The organism is Schaalia odontolytica (genome assembly GCF_005696695.1).
Lineage (GTDB): Bacteria > Actinomycetota > Actinomycetes > Actinomycetales > Actinomycetaceae > Pauljensenia > Pauljensenia odontolytica_C.
On record NZ_CP040006.1, the window covers coordinates 2,083,234 to 2,101,886 of the forward strand.

19 protein-coding genes are annotated in these 18,653 nt (G+C 66.0%); 9 read left to right on the forward strand and 10 right to left on the reverse strand.

Going from position 1 to position 18,653, the window contains the following annotated elements:
* Positions 1 to 394: 394 nt before the first annotated feature.
* A complete protein-coding gene (locus tag FBF35_RS09265) occupies positions 395 to 1,234 on the reverse strand; it encodes an aldo/keto reductase (RefSeq protein WP_060565853.1) in 840 nt (279 codons plus the stop codon).
* 46 nt (positions 1,235 to 1,280) lie between these two features.
* Here FBF35_RS09265 and FBF35_RS09270 point away from each other — a divergent pair, with 46 nt between their 5' ends.
* A complete protein-coding gene (locus FBF35_RS09270; RefSeq protein WP_060565854.1) occupies positions 1,281 to 2,585 on the forward strand; it encodes a M18 family aminopeptidase in 1,305 nt (434 codons plus the stop codon).
* Between the two features lie 99 nt (positions 2,586 to 2,684).
* On the opposite strand, the gene FBF35_RS09275 is transcribed toward FBF35_RS09270, so the two are convergent.
* The 3 genes from FBF35_RS09275 to FBF35_RS09285 all read right to left on the reverse strand — a co-directional run bounded on the left by FBF35_RS09275 (position 2,685) and on the right by FBF35_RS09285 (position 5,341).
* Positions 2,685 to 3,116 (reverse strand): Ohr family peroxiredoxin, encoded by a 432-nt coding sequence (locus FBF35_RS09275; protein WP_007587999.1) that lies wholly within the window; start codon positions 3,114 to 3,116, stop codon positions 2,685 to 2,687.
* Positions 3,117 to 3,226: 110 nt separating this feature from the next.
* Positions 3,227 to 3,748 carry an NUDIX domain-containing protein gene (locus FBF35_RS09280; protein WP_060565855.1) on the reverse strand — a complete coding sequence of 174 codons (522 nt, stop codon included), beginning with the start codon at positions 3,746 to 3,748 and terminating at the stop codon, positions 3,227 to 3,229.
* An 18-nt stretch (positions 3,749 to 3,766) separates the two neighbouring features.
* Entirely contained in the window at positions 3,767 to 5,341 is a 1,575-nt protein-coding gene (locus FBF35_RS09285) for an aspartate:alanine exchanger family transporter (RefSeq protein ID WP_060565856.1), read from the reverse strand.
* A 110-nt stretch (positions 5,342 to 5,451) separates the two neighbouring features.
* Between FBF35_RS09285 and FBF35_RS09290 the strand changes: the two genes are divergently transcribed.
* From FBF35_RS09290 to FBF35_RS09315, 6 genes are all read left to right on the forward strand, one after another.
* Positions 5,452 to 5,943, forward strand: a complete 492-nt coding sequence (locus FBF35_RS09290) for a DUF2510 domain-containing protein (protein ID WP_082632814.1) — start codon at positions 5,452 to 5,454, stop codon at positions 5,941 to 5,943.
* Positions 5,940 to 6,656, forward strand: a complete 717-nt coding sequence (locus FBF35_RS09295) for a hypothetical protein (protein ID WP_060565858.1) — start codon at positions 5,940 to 5,942, stop codon at positions 6,654 to 6,656. Before FBF35_RS09290 ends, FBF35_RS09295 begins: the two co-directional genes overlap by 4 nt.
* Positions 6,657 to 6,701: 45 nt before the next feature.
* Positions 6,702 to 7,265, forward strand: a complete 564-nt coding sequence (locus FBF35_RS09300; protein ID WP_060565859.1) for a DUF2510 domain-containing protein — start codon at positions 6,702 to 6,704, stop codon at positions 7,263 to 7,265.
* Positions 7,262 to 7,954 carry a hypothetical protein gene (locus FBF35_RS09305; RefSeq protein WP_060565860.1) on the forward strand — a complete coding sequence of 231 codons (693 nt, stop codon included), beginning with the start codon at positions 7,262 to 7,264 and terminating at the stop codon, positions 7,952 to 7,954. Before FBF35_RS09300 ends, FBF35_RS09305 begins: the two co-directional genes overlap by 4 nt.
* 84 nt (positions 7,955 to 8,038) lie before the next feature.
* Positions 8,039 to 8,359, forward strand: a complete 321-nt coding sequence (locus tag FBF35_RS09310) for a small transmembrane and glycosylated protein (RefSeq protein WP_241772511.1) — start codon at positions 8,039 to 8,041, stop codon at positions 8,357 to 8,359.
* Complete coding sequence (locus FBF35_RS09315) at positions 8,356 to 9,069, forward strand: hypothetical protein (protein WP_060565861.1); 714 nt, start codon at positions 8,356 to 8,358, stop codon at positions 9,067 to 9,069. Before FBF35_RS09310 ends, FBF35_RS09315 begins: the two co-directional genes overlap by 4 nt.
* Positions 9,070 to 9,197: 128 nt before the next feature.
* On the opposite strand, the gene FBF35_RS09320 is transcribed toward FBF35_RS09315, so the two are convergent.
* The 5 genes from FBF35_RS09320 to FBF35_RS09340 form a co-directional block, all read right to left on the reverse strand.
* Positions 9,198 to 9,620, reverse strand: a complete 423-nt coding sequence (locus FBF35_RS09320; protein ID WP_060565862.1) for an RNA-binding S4 domain-containing protein — start codon at positions 9,618 to 9,620, stop codon at positions 9,198 to 9,200.
* Positions 9,621 to 9,629: 9 nt separating this feature from the next.
* Entirely contained in the window at positions 9,630 to 12,332 is a 2,703-nt protein-coding gene (locus FBF35_RS09325; RefSeq protein ID WP_060565863.1) for a hypothetical protein, read from the reverse strand.
* 20 nt (positions 12,333 to 12,352) lie between these two features.
* Positions 12,353 to 13,090 carry an ABC transporter ATP-binding protein gene (locus FBF35_RS09330; RefSeq protein ID WP_034465194.1) on the reverse strand — a complete coding sequence of 246 codons (738 nt, stop codon included), beginning with the start codon at positions 13,088 to 13,090 and terminating at the stop codon, positions 12,353 to 12,355.
* Positions 13,087 to 13,695, reverse strand: a complete 609-nt coding sequence (locus FBF35_RS09335; protein WP_034465196.1) for a PadR family transcriptional regulator — start codon at positions 13,693 to 13,695, stop codon at positions 13,087 to 13,089. The genes FBF35_RS09330 and FBF35_RS09335 overlap by 4 nt, the downstream gene beginning before the upstream one ends.
* A gap of 392 nt (positions 13,696 to 14,087) precedes the next feature.
* Positions 14,088 to 14,912, reverse strand: coding sequence for a hypothetical protein (locus tag FBF35_RS09340; protein ID WP_060565864.1), 825 nt, complete (start codon positions 14,910 to 14,912; stop codon positions 14,088 to 14,090).
* Positions 14,913 to 15,066: 154 nt separating this feature from the next.
* Here FBF35_RS09340 and FBF35_RS09345 point away from each other — a divergent pair, with 154 nt between their 5' ends.
* The gene (locus FBF35_RS09345; protein WP_060565865.1) at positions 15,067 to 15,945 is read left to right on the forward strand and encodes an aldo/keto reductase; all 879 of its coding nucleotides are present in this window, start codon (positions 15,067 to 15,069) and stop codon (positions 15,943 to 15,945) included.
* 19 nt (positions 15,946 to 15,964) lie between these two features.
* On the forward strand, positions 15,965 to 17,284 hold the full coding sequence (locus tag FBF35_RS09350; protein ID WP_060565866.1) for a DUF4921 family protein: 1,320 nt from the start codon (positions 15,965 to 15,967) through the stop codon (positions 17,282 to 17,284).
* 25 nt (positions 17,285 to 17,309) lie between these two features.
* Here FBF35_RS09350 and FBF35_RS09355 read toward each other — a convergent pair whose 3' ends face one another.
* Positions 17,310 to 18,602: a hypothetical protein gene (locus FBF35_RS09355; RefSeq protein ID WP_138134132.1), complete on the reverse strand. Its 1,293-nt coding sequence runs from the start codon at positions 18,600 to 18,602 to the stop codon at positions 17,310 to 17,312.
* Between the last annotated feature and the right edge of the window lie 51 nt (positions 18,603 to 18,653).

An 18,653-nucleotide genomic window follows, 5' to 3' on the forward strand; every position in this document is an offset into this window, starting at 1 on the left:
TAGGAAGACCTCGGACTCACAAATTTCGCATGCAATTCACCCAGTGCAGGAATCAACACACGCCAAAAAACCGCAGAATATCAACGATTCGATTACAAGATCTGAAATACAGTCCGGGGAATTGCATGCGAAATTGCAAAGCACCGCACGCTTGGAGGGCACCGGAGGGACCTACCGCGGTGCCGGTGGACGGCAGCGGGGCCTGGCCAGGCTTCGAGACGACGCGCCGATCAGCACGCCAGGAACCACTGGTGTGGAGGGCGCCGGAGGGACCGGAGGGCACGGGCGGGCTTCGAGGCGCGGCGCCGAACGAAGTGAGGTCGCCTAGCCTCGCGGGCGGCCGGGGCCTCCGGCGCCCGGAACACCCGTGGGGCCGCAAGCAACATCCAAAAAGTCAGAACTCCTCGTAGTACTCCGGGTTCTGGTCGGCCTGGCGGCCGTCGGGGCGGCCAAGCGCGCTGATCGCAGCCATCTGCTCGTCAGACAGCGAGAAGGAGAAGATGTCGAGGTTTTCGCGCTGGCGCTCAGGGTTACCAGACTTGGGCAGGGGCATCGTGCCGAGCTGGTAGTGCCAGCGCAGGATGAGACGCGACGGGGACACACCCACCTCGGATGCCAGGGCGACGATCGCGGGGTCTTCGACGATGCGCCACTTGCGCCCCAGGGGACTCCACGATTCGGTAAGCACGCCGACCTGCGCGTGATACTCCAGCGCGGCAGCCTGTGGGAAGTAGGGATGCAGCTCGATCTGGTTGACACTCGGGTACTCGCCGGTCTCAGCGTGCACACGTTCGAGGTGCTCGGGCAGGAAGTTGCACACGCCGACGGATCGAATGAGGCCGCGGTCGCGGGCGTCCAGCAGGGCCTGGAAGGCCTCGACGTAGAGGCCGCGCTTGGGGTTGGGCCAGTGGATCAGGTACATGTCCCAGTAGTCCAGGCCGGCGCGCATGAGGGATTCTTCGAGGGTGTAGACGGCCTCGTCGTAGTGCTGGTGGCGCCCGGGGAGTTTGGAGACGAGGCGCAGGTCCTCGCGGGGGATGCCGCAGCGGCGCACGGCGGCACCGAGGGCGCCCTCGTTCTCGTAGTTAAAGGCGCTATCGAGCATGCGATACCCGGCCTCAATGCCCGAGACCATTGAGGAGACGCCCGAGGCGCCACGTAGGTTGTAGGTCCCCAGCGCGATCGCGGGAACATCCAGGCCATCGTTCAGGGTGTACGCGGGGATCTCACTCATGCCTTAAGCGTAGGCCACGCCACGCCCGGCGTTCTACCATTGGGGTATGGCACAGCTTGAACTGGACGAGGTCCACGCGAACGCGGTGGACTATCAGCATTTCCTCCTTGATTCTCCTTCCCCCTATCACGCCGCCGAGGTCGTGGCGCAGCGCCTGGTGGACGCCGGCTTTACGCGCGTCGACGAGAAGGGCGCGTGGGACGCGTCCCCGGGTGGTCACGTGATGGTGCGCGGCGGTGCGGTGGCCGCGTGGTTCGTGCCCGAGACGGTTTCCGACGACGCGGGCTTCCGCATCGTGGGCGCGCACACGGATTCGCCGGCGCTGTCGGTGAAGCCGTCGGTGCAGTCGACGACACCGGATGGCTGGGGCCAGATTGACGTCGAGGTGTACGGCGGCATGATGTGGAACTCGTGGCTGGATCGCGAGCTGACGCTGGCGGGCCGCCTGGTCCTGAACAGTGGCGAAGTCATCCTGGCTCGCACGGGCCCGATTGCGCGCATCCCGCAGCTGGCGATCCACCTGGATCGCGACGTGAATCCGGGCGGGCTGAAGCTGGATCCGCAGAAGCACCTGCACCCGGTGTGGACGGTGGATAACCCGTACGGCAACGTGCTGGAGTACGTGGCGCGCACGGCGGGCCTGGATGACGCGTCGCAGGTTGCGGCGTTCGACCTGATCCTCACACCCAGCCAGGGTCCGGGCTTCTTCGGCGATAAGGGCCAGTTCATCGCGGCCTCGCGCCAGGACAACCTGTCGAGCGTGCACCCGGGCCTGGTGGCCTTGGAGCGCCTGGCCGCGCAGGGTACGCCGGCGGGCGGCGACGTCACGGTGTTCATGTGCTTCGATCACGAGGAGGTGGGCTCGGAGTCGCGCACGGGTGCGGCCGGCCCGATCCTGGAGACGGTGTTGCGCCGCACGGCGAAGGCGCTGGGCCGCGACGAGGACGGTTTCGAGCGCATGCTCGCGGCCTCGTCGTGCGTGAGCGCGGACGCGGCGCATTCGGTGCACCCGAACTACGCGGGCCACCACGATCCGGATAATCGTCCGATGATGGGCCGCGGCCCGATCATCAAGATCAACTCGAAGCAGCGTTACGCGACGGACGCGGAGGGCATCGCCCTGTGGAATCGCGCGTGCGCGGCGGCGGGCGTTGCGTCGCAGAACTTCGTGGGTAATAACGCGATGCCGTGCGGGACGACGATCGGCCCGATCACGGCGACTCGTCTGGGGATCCTGACGGTGGACGTGGGCGTGGGCCTGTTGTCGATGCACTCGGCGCGCGAGATGAGCCACGTGGATGATCTCCTCGACCTTTCCCGGGTGCTTGAGGCGTACTGGCAGGGTGCCTAAAGCGGGCCCTCACAGCGGCGCCTGACGCCTGAGCGCATGAAGTAACCCCGGCCTCGTCCATCGTGACGAGGCCGGGGTTCTTTCGTCTATCGGGCGCGCTCAGAGAGCGGCGACCGCGGTGACGGTGACGGGCACGTTGCCGCGCGTGGCCTTGGAGTAGGGGCACAGCTGGTGGGCGCGGTCGACGAGGGCCTGGGCGCGGTCGAGCTCGACGCCGGGGATGAAGACCTCGATGTCGGCGGTGAGGGCGAAGGAGTCGCCCTCGGGGCCGAGGCCGATCGTGGTGCGCACGACGGAGTCCTTGGTGTCGATACCCAGTTCCTTGGCGGCCAGGCCCATGGCGCCCTGGAAGCAGGCGCCGTAGCCCATGGCGAAGAGGGCTTCGGGGTTGGGGCCGTCGCCGGGGCCGCCCAGTTCCTTGGGCATACGCATGACGTGGCTGATGCCGAGCGCGGGGACGGAGGAGGTGCCGGCGCGACCACCGGTGGAGTCGGCGGTGACGGTGTAAACGATCTCGTTAGGTGTATCCATGACCCCATTCCACCACTAGGACTTCAGTCCCGCAAGGGGTTTGACAGAAACACAAGCGTTTTCGCGCTCACCTCGACGAGGCAGGGGCGTGCCCCTCCGCTCACGCGAGGTCAGGCGGTGAGGAAGTCCGCGTCGGGGCGGGCGCTCAGCGCCTTGGCAACGGCGCGGCGGAAACGGTCATTCATGGGAGGGAGCTGGTCGCCACGGAAGAACGCGGTCTCGCTGTTTTCACCGTCGGCGGGGCTCGGCTCGCCGCTCACCCACTCGGCAGCGAAGGCGACGTCCAGGTAGGTGGTGACGTCTCCGTTGTAGTAGGTGACGGGGCCGACGACCTCGACGGAAAGGAGGCGGCGCACCTCGATGCGAACGTCGGCTTCCTCCAAGGCCTCACGTGCGGCGGCGATCGCGGGCTCCTCGCCCGGGTCAACGATGCCGGTCACGGGAGTCCATGCGCCGTTGTCCGAGCGGCGCACACACAGGATCTCAACCGCCTCGGGAGCAATGGGGCGTTCCCAGTCGATCGCCACCTGGCCCGGCGCGGGACGCATGATAACGACGGTCGTGCCGGGCATCCACAGGGGCGCGTGGCCCATGTGACGGCGCAGTTCGAGGACGAAGTCGGGGGTAGCCATAGCCCTAGTCTACGGCGTTCACAGGAAGGAGGTGATGAGCGGCAGGAGCAGGATCTTGACGATAATTGCGAACGCGAAGAGGGTCGCGTAGGCGGCCTCGATGCGCTCGTCGGTGACGCGGGCGTCGGCGGCCTGCAGGACGGCCGGCTGGCCGAGGAAGCCCGCGATGCCGCCCGCAGCGCGCGCGGAGGACAAGCCGATGAACTTCGCTCCGAGGGCCTGGATGACGCAGCAGACGACGACCATGACGGCGGCGAGGAGCGCGGCGCGCCAACCCTCAGGGCTGCCGAGCAGGCTCGCGAACTGCGGTCCTGCATTCAGGCCGAGGGCCGCGAGGAACAGCATGAGGCCGATCTGTCGGATCGTCAGGTTCGCGGCGGCGGGCAGGGTCCACACGAGCGGTCCGGTGCGGCGCAGTGCGCCGAGCAGCATACCGACGATCAGGGGGCCGGCGGCGGCGCCCAGCTGGAAGCCCTGGCCGCCGGGCAGCGGGAAGGAGACGATACCCAGGAGCAGACCGAGGACGAGGCCGATGCCGAAAGCCATGCCGTCAACCTCGGCGACGCGGCGCTCGGAGTCGCCGAGCCACTCGGCGATGTCATCAAGCTCGTCGGTGGGAACGACGACGGCGACGTGATCGCCGAGCTGCAGGTCAAGGTCGTCGCGAGCCAGGAGGTCCAGGTCGCCTCGGCGCACGCGCGTGATGACGGCACCGAAGCGCTTGGTGACGTTCAGCTCGGAGACGCTACGGCCTGCGACGTCGGGGTTGGACACGACGATCCGCTCGAAGGCGAGATCGGAACGGTCATCCTCAAGGTTGTGGTCGAGGATCTCGCCGACGAGGGGCGCCGTCTCCTTGATCGACGCGGGATCGCCGACCATGACGACGTGGTCGCCCGGCAGCAGGTCCTCGCCGGGAGCGGTGACGCGGGTGCGCCCGTCACGACGCAGGTAGGACAGGCGCACGCGCTGGTCGCGCCACGCGTCGATGTCGCGCGTGTTGGTGTGCTTGGAGACATGAATACTCACGGCTTCCAGGGAGGCCCCCGCGAGGGAAGGCGTGTCCTTGGGACCGACCCACTTCCTCGTCACGGTGATCGTCACAATGAGAATGCCGCCGATGACGCCCACCGGGTAACCGAAGGCGTAGCCGACCGCCGCGTTGGGATCTCCCGTGAGTCGGGTGGCTGTGTCGAGGGCGGGAGCGGCCGTCAGAGCACCCGTGAACAGACCCGAGGTCAGGCCCGATGACAGGCCAAGGAGGCGGCCTCCCGCGAGTGCAATGAGCGCACCCACGACGCACACGATTGTCGTGAGGGCGAGGAGGTTCGTCTGCTTACGCAAATCCTGAAAGAAGGTGGCACCCGCAGAAATGCCGACGCAATACACGAAGAAGGCCAGGCCCATCGGCTGGACGATCGACATGTGGGTGCTGACAACCTCGGGATGCAGGGCCGAGACGGTCAATCCCACGAAGAGCGCGCCGGCCGCTCCGAAGCGCAGCGGGCCGATCCGGATGGCCCCGATCGCCGCACCCAATGCAACGACGACAAACAGTGCGAGCAGGGGCGAAGACGCGAAAAGAGAGGCCATAGCTTTCAGAGTACCTGTCGCGAGTCTGGCCTTCTTCACGACTGTCATATTGCCTGCGTTATGAACCTCACGGATTGGTTACACTGGTGCCAGAAACTGAAAGGACGGTCATGCCTCAACCAGCACCCGGATGGTACCCCGACCCCGCAGGAAGCCAGCGCCTTCGCTGGTGGAACGGCGGCGAGTGGACCGAACAATTCCACGATATGCCACAGCAGGAAGTATCCGCCGGGCAGCGGTGGCCCGCAGACCCGGCGGCGGGGCAGTACGTGCCCACCCAGTCGCAGGCTCCCACCGTTTCCTCGGACCCCTACAACCCGGCAGGCACCGCTCCACAGCTGGGTAACGCCGAAGCGGGATCGCAGCACGCAGGAGACGCCGCACCGAAGAGCGGTCGCGGATGGGTCATCGGCGCTGTTGTCTCTGCCCTCCTCATGGTCGTTTTCTTCGGCACGATGGTGTACGCGGGTATCCAGCTGCGCGCTCAGAACGTGGAGTGGCGCGACGTGCAGGATCAGCGAAACTCTACAAAGATCAGCCTCGACCACAAGCAGGATGAACTCAACGATGTGAAGGAAGAACTCGAGGAGGCACAGAAGTGAGCAACGGATTCCAGCCCCAGGCGAAGAAGCCCTCCAGCCTTCCTAAGATCCTGACGATTATCTGCTCAGTTCTCGCAATCCTCTTCCTCCTTGTCAGCACCAGCATGTTCGTCAGCGCTCGCTCGAAGGCGCAGGAGATTGAGGAAGGGCGCGCCGAGATCCAGTCCGCGGACGCTAAGACCGTGGAAATCGACAGCGAAATCACATCCACTAAGGAGCAGATCGCCGCGGCCAAGGGGAAGAAAGAGGCTCAGAAGTGGTGCGACGACGTCACCCGCGAGAATGCAACGGAGACGAAGCTTCGCAGTCAGGGAAGCGCCCTCAAGTCGATGAACCAACCCACGCGCGACGCAGTCGATAATCTCTGCTCCCAGAAAAAGGCCTTCATTGAAGCTTTCGCGCAAGACGCAAAAGCAAATACCGAAATGATCACCCCCTCGAGCCTCGATTGCCAGAAAGACGGCAAGACGATGACGATTACGGCCACTGTCACAATTACTGCTCCCTCGCTCCTGGCGTATGGCAGCATGGACGTTACTTACAACGTGTTCGCGGCCGATCACGCGATCACCAAATCCGATACTCCGCTCGGGACAGCAACCGCCACCGTTCCTTCGAGCGGGTCGGGTCCCCTGTCCACATCCATGCCGATCTCGGGCAACGAGACGCACTGCTCGATCGAACCGGTGAGTATCTGGCCCACCGGTCTGTAAGCCCCACATCCACAGCGATCTCCCGACACGAGAGCAGGAACCCCGATGAGTGAACCCGCGGAAGGCTGGTACGCCGATCCCAGTGGCGCAAATCAACTGCGCTGGTGGGACGGACACGCGTGGACGGACTACGTCGAGCCGTACGAGGCACCGGCGCCCTCTCCTCAGGACGTTGAGGTCGCAATTCCGGCGGTGGACGAGGCCTTCCCGGCTTCGTCCACCGAGGAGTGGGCCGCCACTTCCGCCGGTACACCTATCCCCATGCCCGAGGCCTCCTTCCCGCAGGAGGTCACCCCAGCCTCGTCGGTAGCGGAGGCACCGGTCGCACCGATTCCGATGCCCGGCTCCCCCGTCGATGAAAAAGACAGCGAGGAGGCGGATGCACCCGAGAAGAGCGGAACGCTCAAGTGGGTTCTCGCATGCGCAGCATCGTGGGTGCTCGTCGCGGTGTTCATTACCGTGCTCGTCATCGCCTGGTCGCACCTGGGGGCCAGCGGCCGCATCCAGGAGGACGCGAAGAACCGCGCCGAGACCGCCCAGAATGAGCTCGACACGGCCCGCTCGACGCTCGAGTCCATCAACCAGCAGCTCCAGGAGGCCACCAAGTGAGCGCTCCCGCACCCCTGCGTGCCGCGACCGTCGCGGGCGCCATCCTCGCCACGGCGTTCATCGTCCTCTCAGCCATCGTCGGGGGCATCAACGCGTGGCGCACGCATTCTGCATCCACGTACGAGGCACAGGCTGAGCAGGCCCAGTCCGACAAGGCCACGGTCGATCAGCAGATTACGGAGGCAAAGGCCGCGCTGGATGCTGCCACCGTACGCAAGGACGCCGAGGCCTGGTGCGATTCGATCACGCGCGAATCCGCCGCGTCGATTCGAGACTCGCTCAAGACCTACGATTCGGCGACTCAGGCCACCAAGGACGCGATCCACGAACAGTGCGCGGCCAAGGAGACCCTCGCGCAGGTCTACCGCACCAACAAGGACGCTGACTTCACCATCGCGGTGGGCGAATGCACAACTGACCAGGTGACGACCACGGTGAACGGAACGCTCACCCTCAAGGACTCTTCCCAGATCACGTCGCTGGGCACACTCGATGTGGAGATCAACGGGTTTACCGCGGACAAGGGGAAGAACCCCAGCCCCGGCTCGCCGTACCAGGGCACGACGACGATCACTCTGACACCCGGCTCGCCCGCCACTTTTACGCTGTCGATTCCCTACGATCCCGCGATGACCGATAAGACCGAGTGCGGCGCGACGATGACCAGCTGGTGGCCCTCCAACCTGTGATGCACGGTGAATCCCGTCACCGCAGCAAATCCAATTTTTTCAACTCGCATAGAATTGGGGAGACACAGTGAAAGGAGTCTCCCCGTGAGCACCCCCACCCCCGGCCTGCCCGAGAATCCGGCTGGCTCCCCCATTCCTCCCGCCGGTCAGGTTCCGGCTGCGCCGAGACCCGCGGTCGCGGCGGCCACGCCGACGTTCACCCCGCTCACCGCCCCGCGCCCGCGCGCTACGGGCGGGCAGATCGCGATCGCCGTCATCACGTCGGTCCTCGTCGTCCTCTTTGCCATTACGACCCTCATGGCTGCCGGCATCTACTCCCTGAAGAGCAAGGACCTCACCGAGACCCAGGAAGAGCTCACCACCGTCCAGCAGGAGCTTCAGGAAGCGCAGGAGGCCACCAAGTGAGTGACAACAACATCCCCACGCCCGAGGCAACCGCCCCGGCTCCCGTGACGGTCGCGACCAAGGCCCCGAAGAGCAAGGGACTGTCGATCTACAACCGCGTCGCGCTCGTCCTCCTCCTCGTCCTCGTCATCGCGACGACCACCCTGTTCACCTTCGCCGTCCAGAAGACAAAGGCGGAGAAGGACATGAAGGATGAGATCCAGACAATCAAGGAGCAGACCGCCGCCCTCGCTGCCCCGGCCTGGTGCGAGCAGGTGACCCCGGACAACGTCGACAAGGTCGACGAGCTGTACTCCAAGTACGACAGGATGTCCTCGGAAGCTCAGGAATCCGTGAAGAAGGAATGCAAGGATCGGGTTGACGCCGTCCAGCTGCTGAAGTTCCAGGACGCCGAGGACGCATTCAAGGTTGATTCTACCTGCGAGCTGGACGACGCTCAGACGACTCTGCACTGCACCGCGGACGTCTCCCCCGCCAGCGACACGGTGAAGACCAAGCTCGAAGCTTTCCAGACGACCGACCTGACGTTCGAGATCCTGTTCGACGATTCGATGTTTGTTGTCGGTACCCCCGACCACGTCACAGAAAACGTCACAACCGCGACGATGACGAAGGGCGAGAAGGTGTCCCTCGAGTTCACGACACCCTACGACCCAAGCTGGGGCGCCCACTACAAGGTCAAGGTCACGAAGTACTTCCCGCACGCGTGAGCCAGGCACTCTGATCGAACGCACAGGTCCCGTCGCCCAATTCCGGGCGGCGGGACCACGTGCATTCACAAGAGGCAGGCGCGCGGTCCACATCGCCACGTAGCCCCGCCACGGCCTCACGCAAGCGCTTAGTAGTGCTCATGTGAGTCGTATCCGCGCAGCCGATCCAGCTCTCGCCGTTCCTTCTTCGTGGGACGCCCGCTCCCCTTCTCACGCATGGCGACGGGAATGTGCACGCGCGGGCGCTCAGGCGTGCGATCGTCGTAGGCCGTGCGCGCCTGCGGGTAGGACACGCGCTTGTTCAGCAGCAGGTTGACCCCCAGGATGCGGTCGAAGCCCTCGATGCGCAGGCGCACCTCGTCGCCGACGCGTACCTTGTAGGCGGCCTTGACGGCCTCTCCGTTGACACGCACGTGCCCGGCGCGCACGGCGGCCGTCGCCTGCGACCGGGACTTGAGCTGGCGAGTCGCCCACAGCCATGTATCGACGCGCACGGCCGACGAGGCGAGGGCACCCGCGGGGATAACGACTTCTTCGGGGGTCTCACTCATAGCGACCGCCTAGTTGATGCGGCGGATGCGCTTCTGGTGGCGGGGCGTCAGGATAATTGCGACGAGGGCGCACAGGATCGGCATGCCGATCAGCATGCCCAGCAGGGCTCCCCAAGGAACGATGGGGCGCAGCGTCGTGGTCAGCGTCGGGAAGATCCCCGAATTCGCGAAGGTGATGACGGCCAGCACGCCCACAACGAGGCCGGAGAGCACAGCCGTCGGAATCGCGTTGAGCGCAAGCACCACGCCCTGCCACGTGGTGACGTGGCGGCGCATCGAGGGAGCGGCACCGATTGCATCAAGGGTGTCGAGGTCCGGGCGCATATCCGAGGAAGACAGTGCCACCACGAGGGCAACCGTCGCCGCAGCCGCGACGACAGCAATCAGGGCGGCAACGTAGGGCAGAACCAGCGACCGCATCGTCGGGGCGATCACCTGTGCGGAGGCACCGGGGACCTGGCGCGCAATCGTCGTCTGGAAGGTGGGCGCGTCCACCGGATTCACCGGCTTCTCGACGGTGAGGAGCTCGCCGAGGGGCACGGCGCGCAGGCCGAGGGCTTCGGAGGCCTGCGGGGACAACACCATGACGTTGATACGCGTGAGGGGCGAGGCCGGGAAGGTCATCGTCCTCTGCACGAGGGCGTCCGGCAGGTCATCATCGGAGGCACCGGCGGCCTTGGCGGCAGCAATCGCCGACATGTCGAGGCTGCGCAGGTCCGCCTGGCCGGCGCCGTTAATCAGCTTCGGATCGGGCACGAGGACGCCACCGGCGTTCAGGGTGGCGATCGCTCGGACCATGTCGTCCTCGTTCAGGTAGCCGGCCTCGCGCAGGTAGGTGCCGTCATCGACGATGTAGGCGACGTCGATCTCCGCCATCGTTCCCATGTCATCGCGCATCGTGAGCGTCGACTTGTCGACGGGGTTCACGGCCTCGACCATGGTCTCCGGGCCACCTGGGCCACTGTTCCACGCCATGCCGTTCATGATGGCGCTGGAGGTGACCGTGCGCTCCCCATCGACGACCTGCTGGGCCGACTGAAGAAGGTTGCGGGTGCGCGTCACCGAGTCGGTCTTATCGACCGTCGAGAGGAAGACCTGCCCACGCTGCCCGGCGTGCGGGCGCGAGTTCCAGCCGGCCTCGTTCGACGAGGACAGGGTGATGAGCAGGCCGCAGGCGACGAACACGGTCGTCAGGATCGAGGCCATGGCGGGGAACGTGCGGTGGCCGTTACGCACGGCGTCGCGAAGCGCCAGGCGCATGCTCATCGACGCGCGACGATTGGGCGCACGCCAGCGGGTGAAGATGTAGGGGATCGACCCGATGAGGCCGGCCTCGAGCAGACCGACACCAACGACGAGGGCGAGCACCCACCCGCGCCAGGCGGCAATCCCCAGCAGCGGGAGTCCGGCCAGCAGCGCCAGGGGGTAGATCATGCGACGACGCACGAGGCGGGAGGGCTCCCACACGCGCCCGCCGATGACTGCGGACGTGTTGATGTGCGACGAGGTGTGCGCCGGCGACACGGACGCCATGAGGGACAGCAGGATCGGCAGGAGCACCGACAGGGCCAGCGGCCACCACGGCACGATGCCGATGCCGAGGCCCGACCAGATGCCGATGCCCACCATGCCGCAGGCGGACAGCACGGCGGAGACAAGCCCCGAGTACAGGCCGATGACGAGGCCGTGGGCGATCGTCAGGCGACGACCGTCGGACTGGTCGCCGCCGTTGGCGACGATCATGGCTGCCGTGCGCATGACCGATCGCTGGGCGACGGTGTAGAGCGGCGAGATGAGCAGGATCATCTCGGTGAGGATGAGGAGGATGCCTGCGACCAGCAGAAGGTACTGCCAGGGGTTGGTAGCACGATTGTTTTGGGGGCCCTCGTACTGAGCGAACTGGGCGGGCAGAGCCGAAACGTCCGGCGGATCAGCGAGTACCTGTCGCGACACGACGGAGAATCCCGACTGGTTGATCTGACGAATATGGTCCCAGGTCACCGGAGTCGGGCCGGTGACGAACCAGGCGGTCTGCGTGCGTCCCGCCACCGCGAGACGGTCAATGTCGATCGTGCCGTCACCGATGATCGCCCGATTCATACCGGGAATGATCTCGTCGATGACGACGCTTCCCGTGAGCGCCTGAGTGGTGCGATCCTTGGCGACAGTCAGCGACAGCGTGAGCGTATCGCCCACCTCGGCCTTGAGTGCGCGCGCGACGTCGTCCGAAATGACGGCGTGGTTCGCGGCGAGCGCGCCGCTCTTTCCACCCGCATTCACGCGTGGAGCATCCAGCGTGGCCGTCTGGGTGCCTGAGTCAACCGTGTAGCCCGTTCCATCCTGCGTCGTGAGGTGGAGCTGGTAGAGGGTGTCGACGGCGATCAGTTGGTCCCCCGCCGGCACCCAGTCGGTGAGGGTGCTCTGGGTAACCGTCACTTCCTCGTCAGAGGCCGTCTTCGATAGAAAGTCGGCGGTGATATCTTGCTCGATGGCCGTCGACGAGCGGTGCAGGGTGACCGCCTGGACGTCGGAACGGTGGCCGAGCCACGACGCGGCCTGGTAGCGCTGGGAGGTCGTCACGTCCCAGAACGTGATCGCGCCGATCGCGATAACGATCGGCAGCGAGATGAGAAAAACCGCCGTCAGCGTGCGCCCCAGGCTTTGGCGCGCATCACGAGAGGCGATGCGGAGTACTACTCCCCATCGCCTCATTCGTGTGTTGAGTCGACTCATCAGATCCTTGGTGCAGTGTCAGCCAGCAGATCCCTCAGCGAGTCTCCGCGCGAGCGGTCGACGATGCGACCGTCGCGGAGGAAGACTGTGCGGTCCGCCCATGCGGCCATTCGGGCCTCATGAGTAACGAGGATACCGGCTGCACCCGCATCAATGTGGTCACGCAACACCAACATGATCTGGTCGCTCGTGTGCGAGTCCAGCGCGCCCGTCGGCTCATCCGCAAGAATGACCGAGCGGTTACCCACGAGGCCTCGGGCGATCGCGATGCGCTGACGCTGACCACCCGAGAGACGCTCGGGGAAGCGATCCGCGAGCTCGGCGACGCCGACCTCTTCGAGGGCAGCCATGGCGGCCTCGCGCACCTTCGACGGGCTAACCCCGTCCAGTTGCAGCGGCATCTCAACGTTTTCGAGGGCCGACAGGGACGGGATCAGGTTGTAGTCCTGGAAGACGTAACCGATGGAACGGCGACGCACCTCAGCACGGTGAGCCGCATCCATCGTGGCCATATCGACGCCGTTGATGAAGACACTTCCGTGCGTCGGACGCTCCAGTCCGCCAGCGATCGACAGCAGGGTCGACTTGCCGGATCCAGAGGGGCCCATAACAGCGAGAAGCTCGCCGGGGGCGACCTCAAGGTCGATCCCGTCGAGCGCTCTCACTCGGACGCCGTCGGCGCCGAACTCATGTCCGACACCCGCCATCCTGATCGGTAGCGGCACAGGCTGGCTCATCGCACCCCGGCACGCTCCGAAATGCCGGCTTCCGTCTGAGCCCAGTTCATCGAGCGACCCTTCGCAGCAGCGAAGGCGGCGCGACGAGCGGCCTCGGAAACAGCACCGGACTCGATGTGATCGAGCCAGTTGAGCTCGGCCTCGAGGTCGAAGATGTGACGCTCCAGGATGAGCTTCCACGCGAGCTCACCCTCGTCGGCCGAAGCCTTCAGGCGGGTGACGTCACGCAGGGAGCCCAGGGTCGAGCGACGCTGGGTCTGGATCATGGCCTCGACGTCGACCGTGGGGTCAGCGGCGGCCACGGCGAGCTTCATGACGAGCTCATCGCGTTCGGGGTGTTCGCGGGGAACGGGGGTGGACCACCAGGCGTTGAGGACGTCGCGACCGGCATCAGTCAGCTCGAAGACCTCGGAATCACGGCCGGCGTTGGTCTCAGCGTGAGACACAACCTGGCCGTCGCGCTCGAGGCGCTGCATCGTCTGGTAGACCTGGCCGATATTCAGCGGCCATGCTCCGCACGTCTGCTCCTCGAACATCTGCTTCAGGCGGTAGACACCGGCGGGCTGCTGCGCAACAAGCGCCAGCAGGGCATTGCGAACCGACATAACTCTCCGTTCGTTGTCTGGACGTGTAGACGATCGTGGTTGAACAGTATCTATCGTACGCGAATTTTGCTCTTAGAGCGGGGAATTCGCGGTGGGTTACCTAACACAAAGCCTACCGCCCGGTTAGACAGGAGACCCCGAATTTTCAGGCTATATCACAGATATTGACCACTATACCAATTTAAGTGTCAACCACATTGCAGACGCCATTCAAGGGTTTTTCAGCGACATTTCAGCGCTTCCCTACTCACGCGGTCAGACCCCTCAAAAGAGAGGACGACGAGCATCCAAAACCGGGAAAAACACCGCAAACAGGCCGACTGACCGCCAGGACAGAAATAATTTGTCACCCGACGTTCTCAGACTGTGAGATCTGCGGTTCAGGAGTTGGACTACTCAGAGAGAACATCCTCGATATCTTCCCAGAGCACCCCCGGCGATGACGGCGCAGCAACCGCCCAGAACTCACCATCCGCGCCCGTCAGCAGGGGCACCTCGTCGGGATACAGCTCGGTGAATTCAACGCCGGCCAGCACCTCGCAGACCTCCTCGCTGGTGGCGAGCAATCGCCAGCTTTCGCCCGACAGGCTCGGGTAGGACGCCACATCGACAACCCGCACGGCCAGACCCACCCACGCCTCATCCGCGACATCCGCCCAGAAGGTCCCCGTCACCTCGTCGACCTCGACATCAATCACCTCGGCAATCTCGCGAGCGACCTTCGGCACCTCCACGAGTATTTCCGTCACCTCCGCCCGTTCGAGGGCACCGAAGAGCGTCGCCGGCACCGCCGTCGGCACAATCCCCTCGCCGGAAGGCTCACCGATAGCGCTGAGCTCGAAGAACGTGTCGCGCAGCTGCGCGGAGTCGACCACCCACACCGACAACGGGTCATCCTCGCCGGGAAGTGGCAGCCCGTCATCGCATCGCAGCACCGCGGCAGAGTGCGGGCCAACGAAGAAGGTGGATCGCCGGCACCCAGCCGGAGCGACGACCCAGGCGGTCAACACCTTCGTCGCCTGCGAGAACGCCTGAAGGAGAGCAGCGAGGCGGGGGACGGGAGTATCACCAACGACGAGGCCCTGGCCGCGCAGCAGCTCAACGAACGGATGGTCGGGGTCAGTCAGAAGTCCGTCGGCGTATGAGCGCAGCGCCTCGCACTCCATCGCGCTCATATCGAAGACGACGCCGTCCTCAGTCTCGTATGCATTGATCATGATTCCTCCTGCGCTCTCACACCAGCGCCGCGCACGGCTTTAAAACGAGGATAACGCTACGACATGCGCACCGACCGCGCCCGCGGACGACGGGACGACGGCAACCGCAGCGCGTGCGGGAGGCTACACTGGGAACGACTAGGAGGATTCACCGATGAACACCCCGCTTCCCGCCGAGAACGCCCCGGCCTCGTCCCCGATTCCGACCCTCACGCTTCCGACGGGCGCTCCCATCCCCGTGCTCGGTTTCGGCACCTACAAGGTCGCGCCCGAGGACACGTACGACGCGGTGAGCCGCGCCCTCGAGGTCGGGTACCGTCATATCGACACCGCTCAGATGTACGGCAACGAGGCCGAGGTCGGGGCGGCGCTCGAGGCATCGGGCATCGCGCGTGAGGACCTGTTCGTCACGACGAAGGTCGACAACTCCAACCACGAGCCCGATCGGGCAGCCGCATCCATCCGACGCTCCCTCGAGGACCTGCGCACCGACTACGTGGACCTCCTCCTTGTGCACTGGCCGCTGCCCACGCTCTACGGGGGCGACGTCGCCCTGCCCTGGCCCGCCCTCGAGGACGCCTTCAACGCGGGCGGCGCACGCGCGATTGGCCTGTCGAACTACGAGCGCGAGCACGTCGAGGCCGTCCGCGCGGTCGCGACCGTCGCTCCGCACGTCCTCCAAGTTGAATCCCACCCCTTCTTCCCCAACGCCGACCTGCGCGCCTACGCCCAGGGCCTCGGCATGGTGTTCGAGGCGTGGTCCCCCTTGGCACGCGGACGCGCGGTCACCGACCCGACGCTCGTCGACATCGGCGCGCAACTCGGAGTGGGCCCGACGCAGGTCGCACTGCGTTGGGCGCTGGATCGCGGCCACGTCGTCTTCCCCAAGACCCTGAGTCGTGAGCGCATGGCCGCCAACTTCGACGTGTTCTCCTTCTCGCTGGATCCCGAACAGACCGCGCGCATCGACGCTCTCGACGCGGGCGAGGCCGGTCGCATGGGGTCGCATCCGGCCACCATGGACCGACTCTGAGGACGGGTACGATACAGGTATGGCTTCCAAGCTCACGCGCGCCGACCGCGCCATCGTTCGACTGGCCGATGGCACCGTCAAACAGCAGAACCTCCTCACGGGCACAGAGGTGTGGACCGTTCCGGGCCGCGGCAACCGGCCCCTCACCGCGCCGCACACGGACCACCACCCCATCGACCACGAGGCCGACGGGCACCACTGCGCGTTCTGTTCCGGCCGTTACCTCGAGACCCCGCCCGAGAAGTCGCGCCTGGTGCGCCATGAGGACGGGTCCTGGGAGCAGCTGGACGCCCTCGGCGCCGATCAGCTCGGCGACACAGTCGCCGAGTTCCGACGCATTCCTAACCTGTTCGAGATCGTCTCCTACAACTACTGGCATCTCAACCACGGGCACGTCCCCTCCGAGGACGACCGTCGTCGCATGGCCCACTACCTGGCCTCGGACGCGGGCTACGAGCACGTCATGAACGTCGTCCGCTCGCGCATGTTGGCCTCGGGCATGAGCGAAGGCGAGTTCGCGGCCACCAGCGAGACCGCGCGCCTCCAATCCGCCAATGGCTTTTTCTCCGGCGGGCACGACCTGATCATCGGCAAGCGCCACTTCGTCGACGGCGCCACCGAGGCCCACCAGCTGGCCGGGTCCGGCACCCTCACCCCCGAGGAACATGAGCAGTACACCGCCTACACGGCCCGCTCGATGCGCGACCTGTACGACCTGGATCCCGCGGTCCGCTACGTAGCGACATTCCAGAACTGGCTGCGCCCCGCGGGCGCGTCCTTCGACCACCTGCACAAGCAGCTCGTCGCGATCGACGACATGTCCGTGCAGACCGAGGCCGAGCTGGAGCGCCTGCGCGCCCAGCCCGACATCTACGACCAGATCTTCACGGTCGCGGCCACGCGCAAGCTCCTCATCGCCCAGAACGAGCACGCCGTCGCCTTGGCTGGCTTCGGGCATCGCTTCCCCGGCATCGCAATCTGGCCCCTGGGCGAGCCGAAAAACCCGTGGGAGGTCAGCCCCGAGGCCATGCGGGGGATCTCCGACATCCTGCACGCCGCGCACGCTGCGACGGGCGTGGAGGTGCCCGCCAACGAGGAGTGGTACCACCGCCCGCCCACCGTGTCCACGCCCATGCGCTGGCGCATCCTGCTCAAGTGGCGCATCTCGACACTCGCGGGTTTCGAGGGTGGCACGCGCATCTACCTCAACACGATCGACCCGTGGAAGGTCGTCGAGCGCACCGTGCCGCGCCTCCTCGAGCTGCGCGAAGCGGGCCTCATCGCCCCCATGCGCATCGGGGAGGAATGCAAAGTCAGCCCCGCAATGCTGCGAGGCTGACTCTTCAGGATGCATCCGGCGGGGATTACTCCTCGTCGTCGCTCGAATCCTCGTATCCCGTGTCGGTCGCGGGGTTATCCGCGGGAGCCGGCTCCGGTTCAGCGTCCTGCGCGCCCGGATCCGTCACCGGATCGGGAGTACTCGGCGTGGCCGGCGCCGGGGAAGCCAGCGCCGAGGTCCACGTGGCCAGCCACGCGCTCATCGCGTCGAGGGAACCGACGGTCTCGTCGGCGACGATCGGGTCGCCGGTGATGCCCATCAGCCAGCCGGCCTTCGTGTCGGCGCCGAGCACACCATCGATCGGGTAGACGGCGCCCGTCGTGGCCAGGGAGCGCTGCGCGGTCTCACCCTGCAGCCACGCGATCAGGGACTCTGCGCCGTCCGACGCGGGCGAGGACGTGGGGGCCGCGTACATGATGCGAGCGATGCACGTCGAGGAGATCGCGGTGCCGTAGGAATCGGCGCCCGTATTCGTCGCCGCTGCGGCCGCCAGCGAGCGCGGGGCCACGATTAGCGGATACGCGCCGGAAGAACCCGCGGAGGCTCCCACGACCTCGGACAGGTACCCCTCGGACACGTGCGCGCCGGCCGTCCACGCGGCGATGGCGCCACCCAGGGAGGAATCCACACGCGGGTTGAGGGACTGCGCGAAAGAACCCAGCCCCTCGCCCGTCTGCGCGGCTGCCTCCTGCACGAAGGCACGGCCCACCGACGACGAGGCCGGGTCCGGGACCGTCAGCAGCGCGCGGATACGCGGTGAGGTCAGATCGCCGAACGAGGTCGGCAGCGGGCGGCCGTTCGCACTCATCCACGACTTGTCGGCGATCACGCACACGTCGTCGCGGCCGTAGGCGATCGCCGCAGCGGCACCGTCCACGACCGTGCCCGCGATCGTCGCCGTATCCTGCGGCGCCGAACCCGCGATCGTGCCCGCCGCGGTCGCCTGCAGGGCATCCGCGCCATCCAGGCCGAGCACCACGTCCGCGCCCGCCTTCGACAGCGCATCCACGCCATCCACCGGCACCGCCGCAACCGTGAAGCCCGTCGCCTTCGTGAACTCCTGCGCGGTCTCCATCGGCAGCTGCGCGCCACCCACCAGGGCGACGGTGACCGTGCCCGAACCGCTACGAGGAGTCGGAGCATCGATCTTGCCAGCCGTGGTCGTACCCGAAGAAGCACGGGCGCTCTGACCCGGAACGATCGGCGACGCGAACGGATCCCGAGGCGCGCTCGACGAAACGGACGGCGTACAAGCCGCCACCGCCGTCGACGCTACAACGAGGGCCGACAACGCGAAAACAGAGCGGGCGCGAGCCATAAGGAATCCTTCAGACGGGAACACTACCGTTCAAGCATAAGACAGGGCACC

Excerpts from the sequence above, each read along its gene's own strand:
- FBF35_RS09320 (WP_060565862.1), bottom strand. The coding sequence starts at position 9,620 with ATGAGTGAGACCCCCGAAGAAGTCGTTATCCCCGCGGGTGCCCTCGCC.
- FBF35_RS09335 (WP_034465196.1), bottom strand. The coding sequence starts at position 13,695 with ATGTCGGTTCGCAATGCCCTGCTGGCGCTTGTTGCGCAGCAGCCCGCC.
- FBF35_RS09290 (WP_082632814.1), top strand. The coding sequence starts at position 5,452 with ATGCCTCAACCAGCACCCGGATGGTACCCCGACCCCGCAGGAAGCCAG.
- FBF35_RS09280 (WP_060565855.1), bottom strand. The coding sequence starts at position 3,748 with ATGGCTACCCCCGACTTCGTCCTCGAACTGCGCCGTCACATGGGCCAC.
- FBF35_RS09285 (WP_060565856.1), bottom strand. The coding sequence starts at position 5,341 with ATGGCCTCTCTTTTCGCGTCTTCGCCCCTGCTCGCACTGTTTGTCGTC.
- FBF35_RS09270 (WP_060565854.1), top strand. The coding sequence starts at position 1,281 with ATGGCACAGCTTGAACTGGACGAGGTCCACGCGAACGCGGTGGACTAT.
- FBF35_RS09345 (WP_060565865.1), top strand. The coding sequence starts at position 15,067 with ATGAACACCCCGCTTCCCGCCGAGAACGCCCCGGCCTCGTCCCCGATT.
- FBF35_RS09340 (WP_060565864.1), bottom strand. The coding sequence starts at position 14,912 with ATGATCAATGCATACGAGACTGAGGACGGCGTCGTCTTCGATATGAGC.
- FBF35_RS09355 (WP_138134132.1), bottom strand. The coding sequence starts at position 18,602 with ATGGCTCGCGCCCGCTCTGTTTTCGCGTTGTCGGCCCTCGTTGTAGCG.
- FBF35_RS09325 (WP_060565863.1), bottom strand. The coding sequence starts at position 12,332 with ATGAGGCGATGGGGAGTAGTACTCCGCATCGCCTCTCGTGATGCGCGC.
- FBF35_RS09275 (WP_007587999.1), bottom strand. The coding sequence starts at position 3,116 with ATGGATACACCTAACGAGATCGTTTACACCGTCACCGCCGACTCCACC.
- FBF35_RS09350 (WP_060565866.1), top strand. The coding sequence starts at position 15,965 with ATGGCTTCCAAGCTCACGCGCGCCGACCGCGCCATCGTTCGACTGGCC.
- FBF35_RS09265 (WP_060565853.1), bottom strand. The coding sequence starts at position 1,234 with ATGAGTGAGATCCCCGCGTACACCCTGAACGATGGCCTGGATGTTCCC.
- FBF35_RS09300 (WP_060565859.1), top strand. The coding sequence starts at position 6,702 with ATGAGTGAACCCGCGGAAGGCTGGTACGCCGATCCCAGTGGCGCAAAT.
- FBF35_RS09330 (WP_034465194.1), bottom strand. The coding sequence starts at position 13,090 with ATGAGCCAGCCTGTGCCGCTACCGATCAGGATGGCGGGTGTCGGACAT.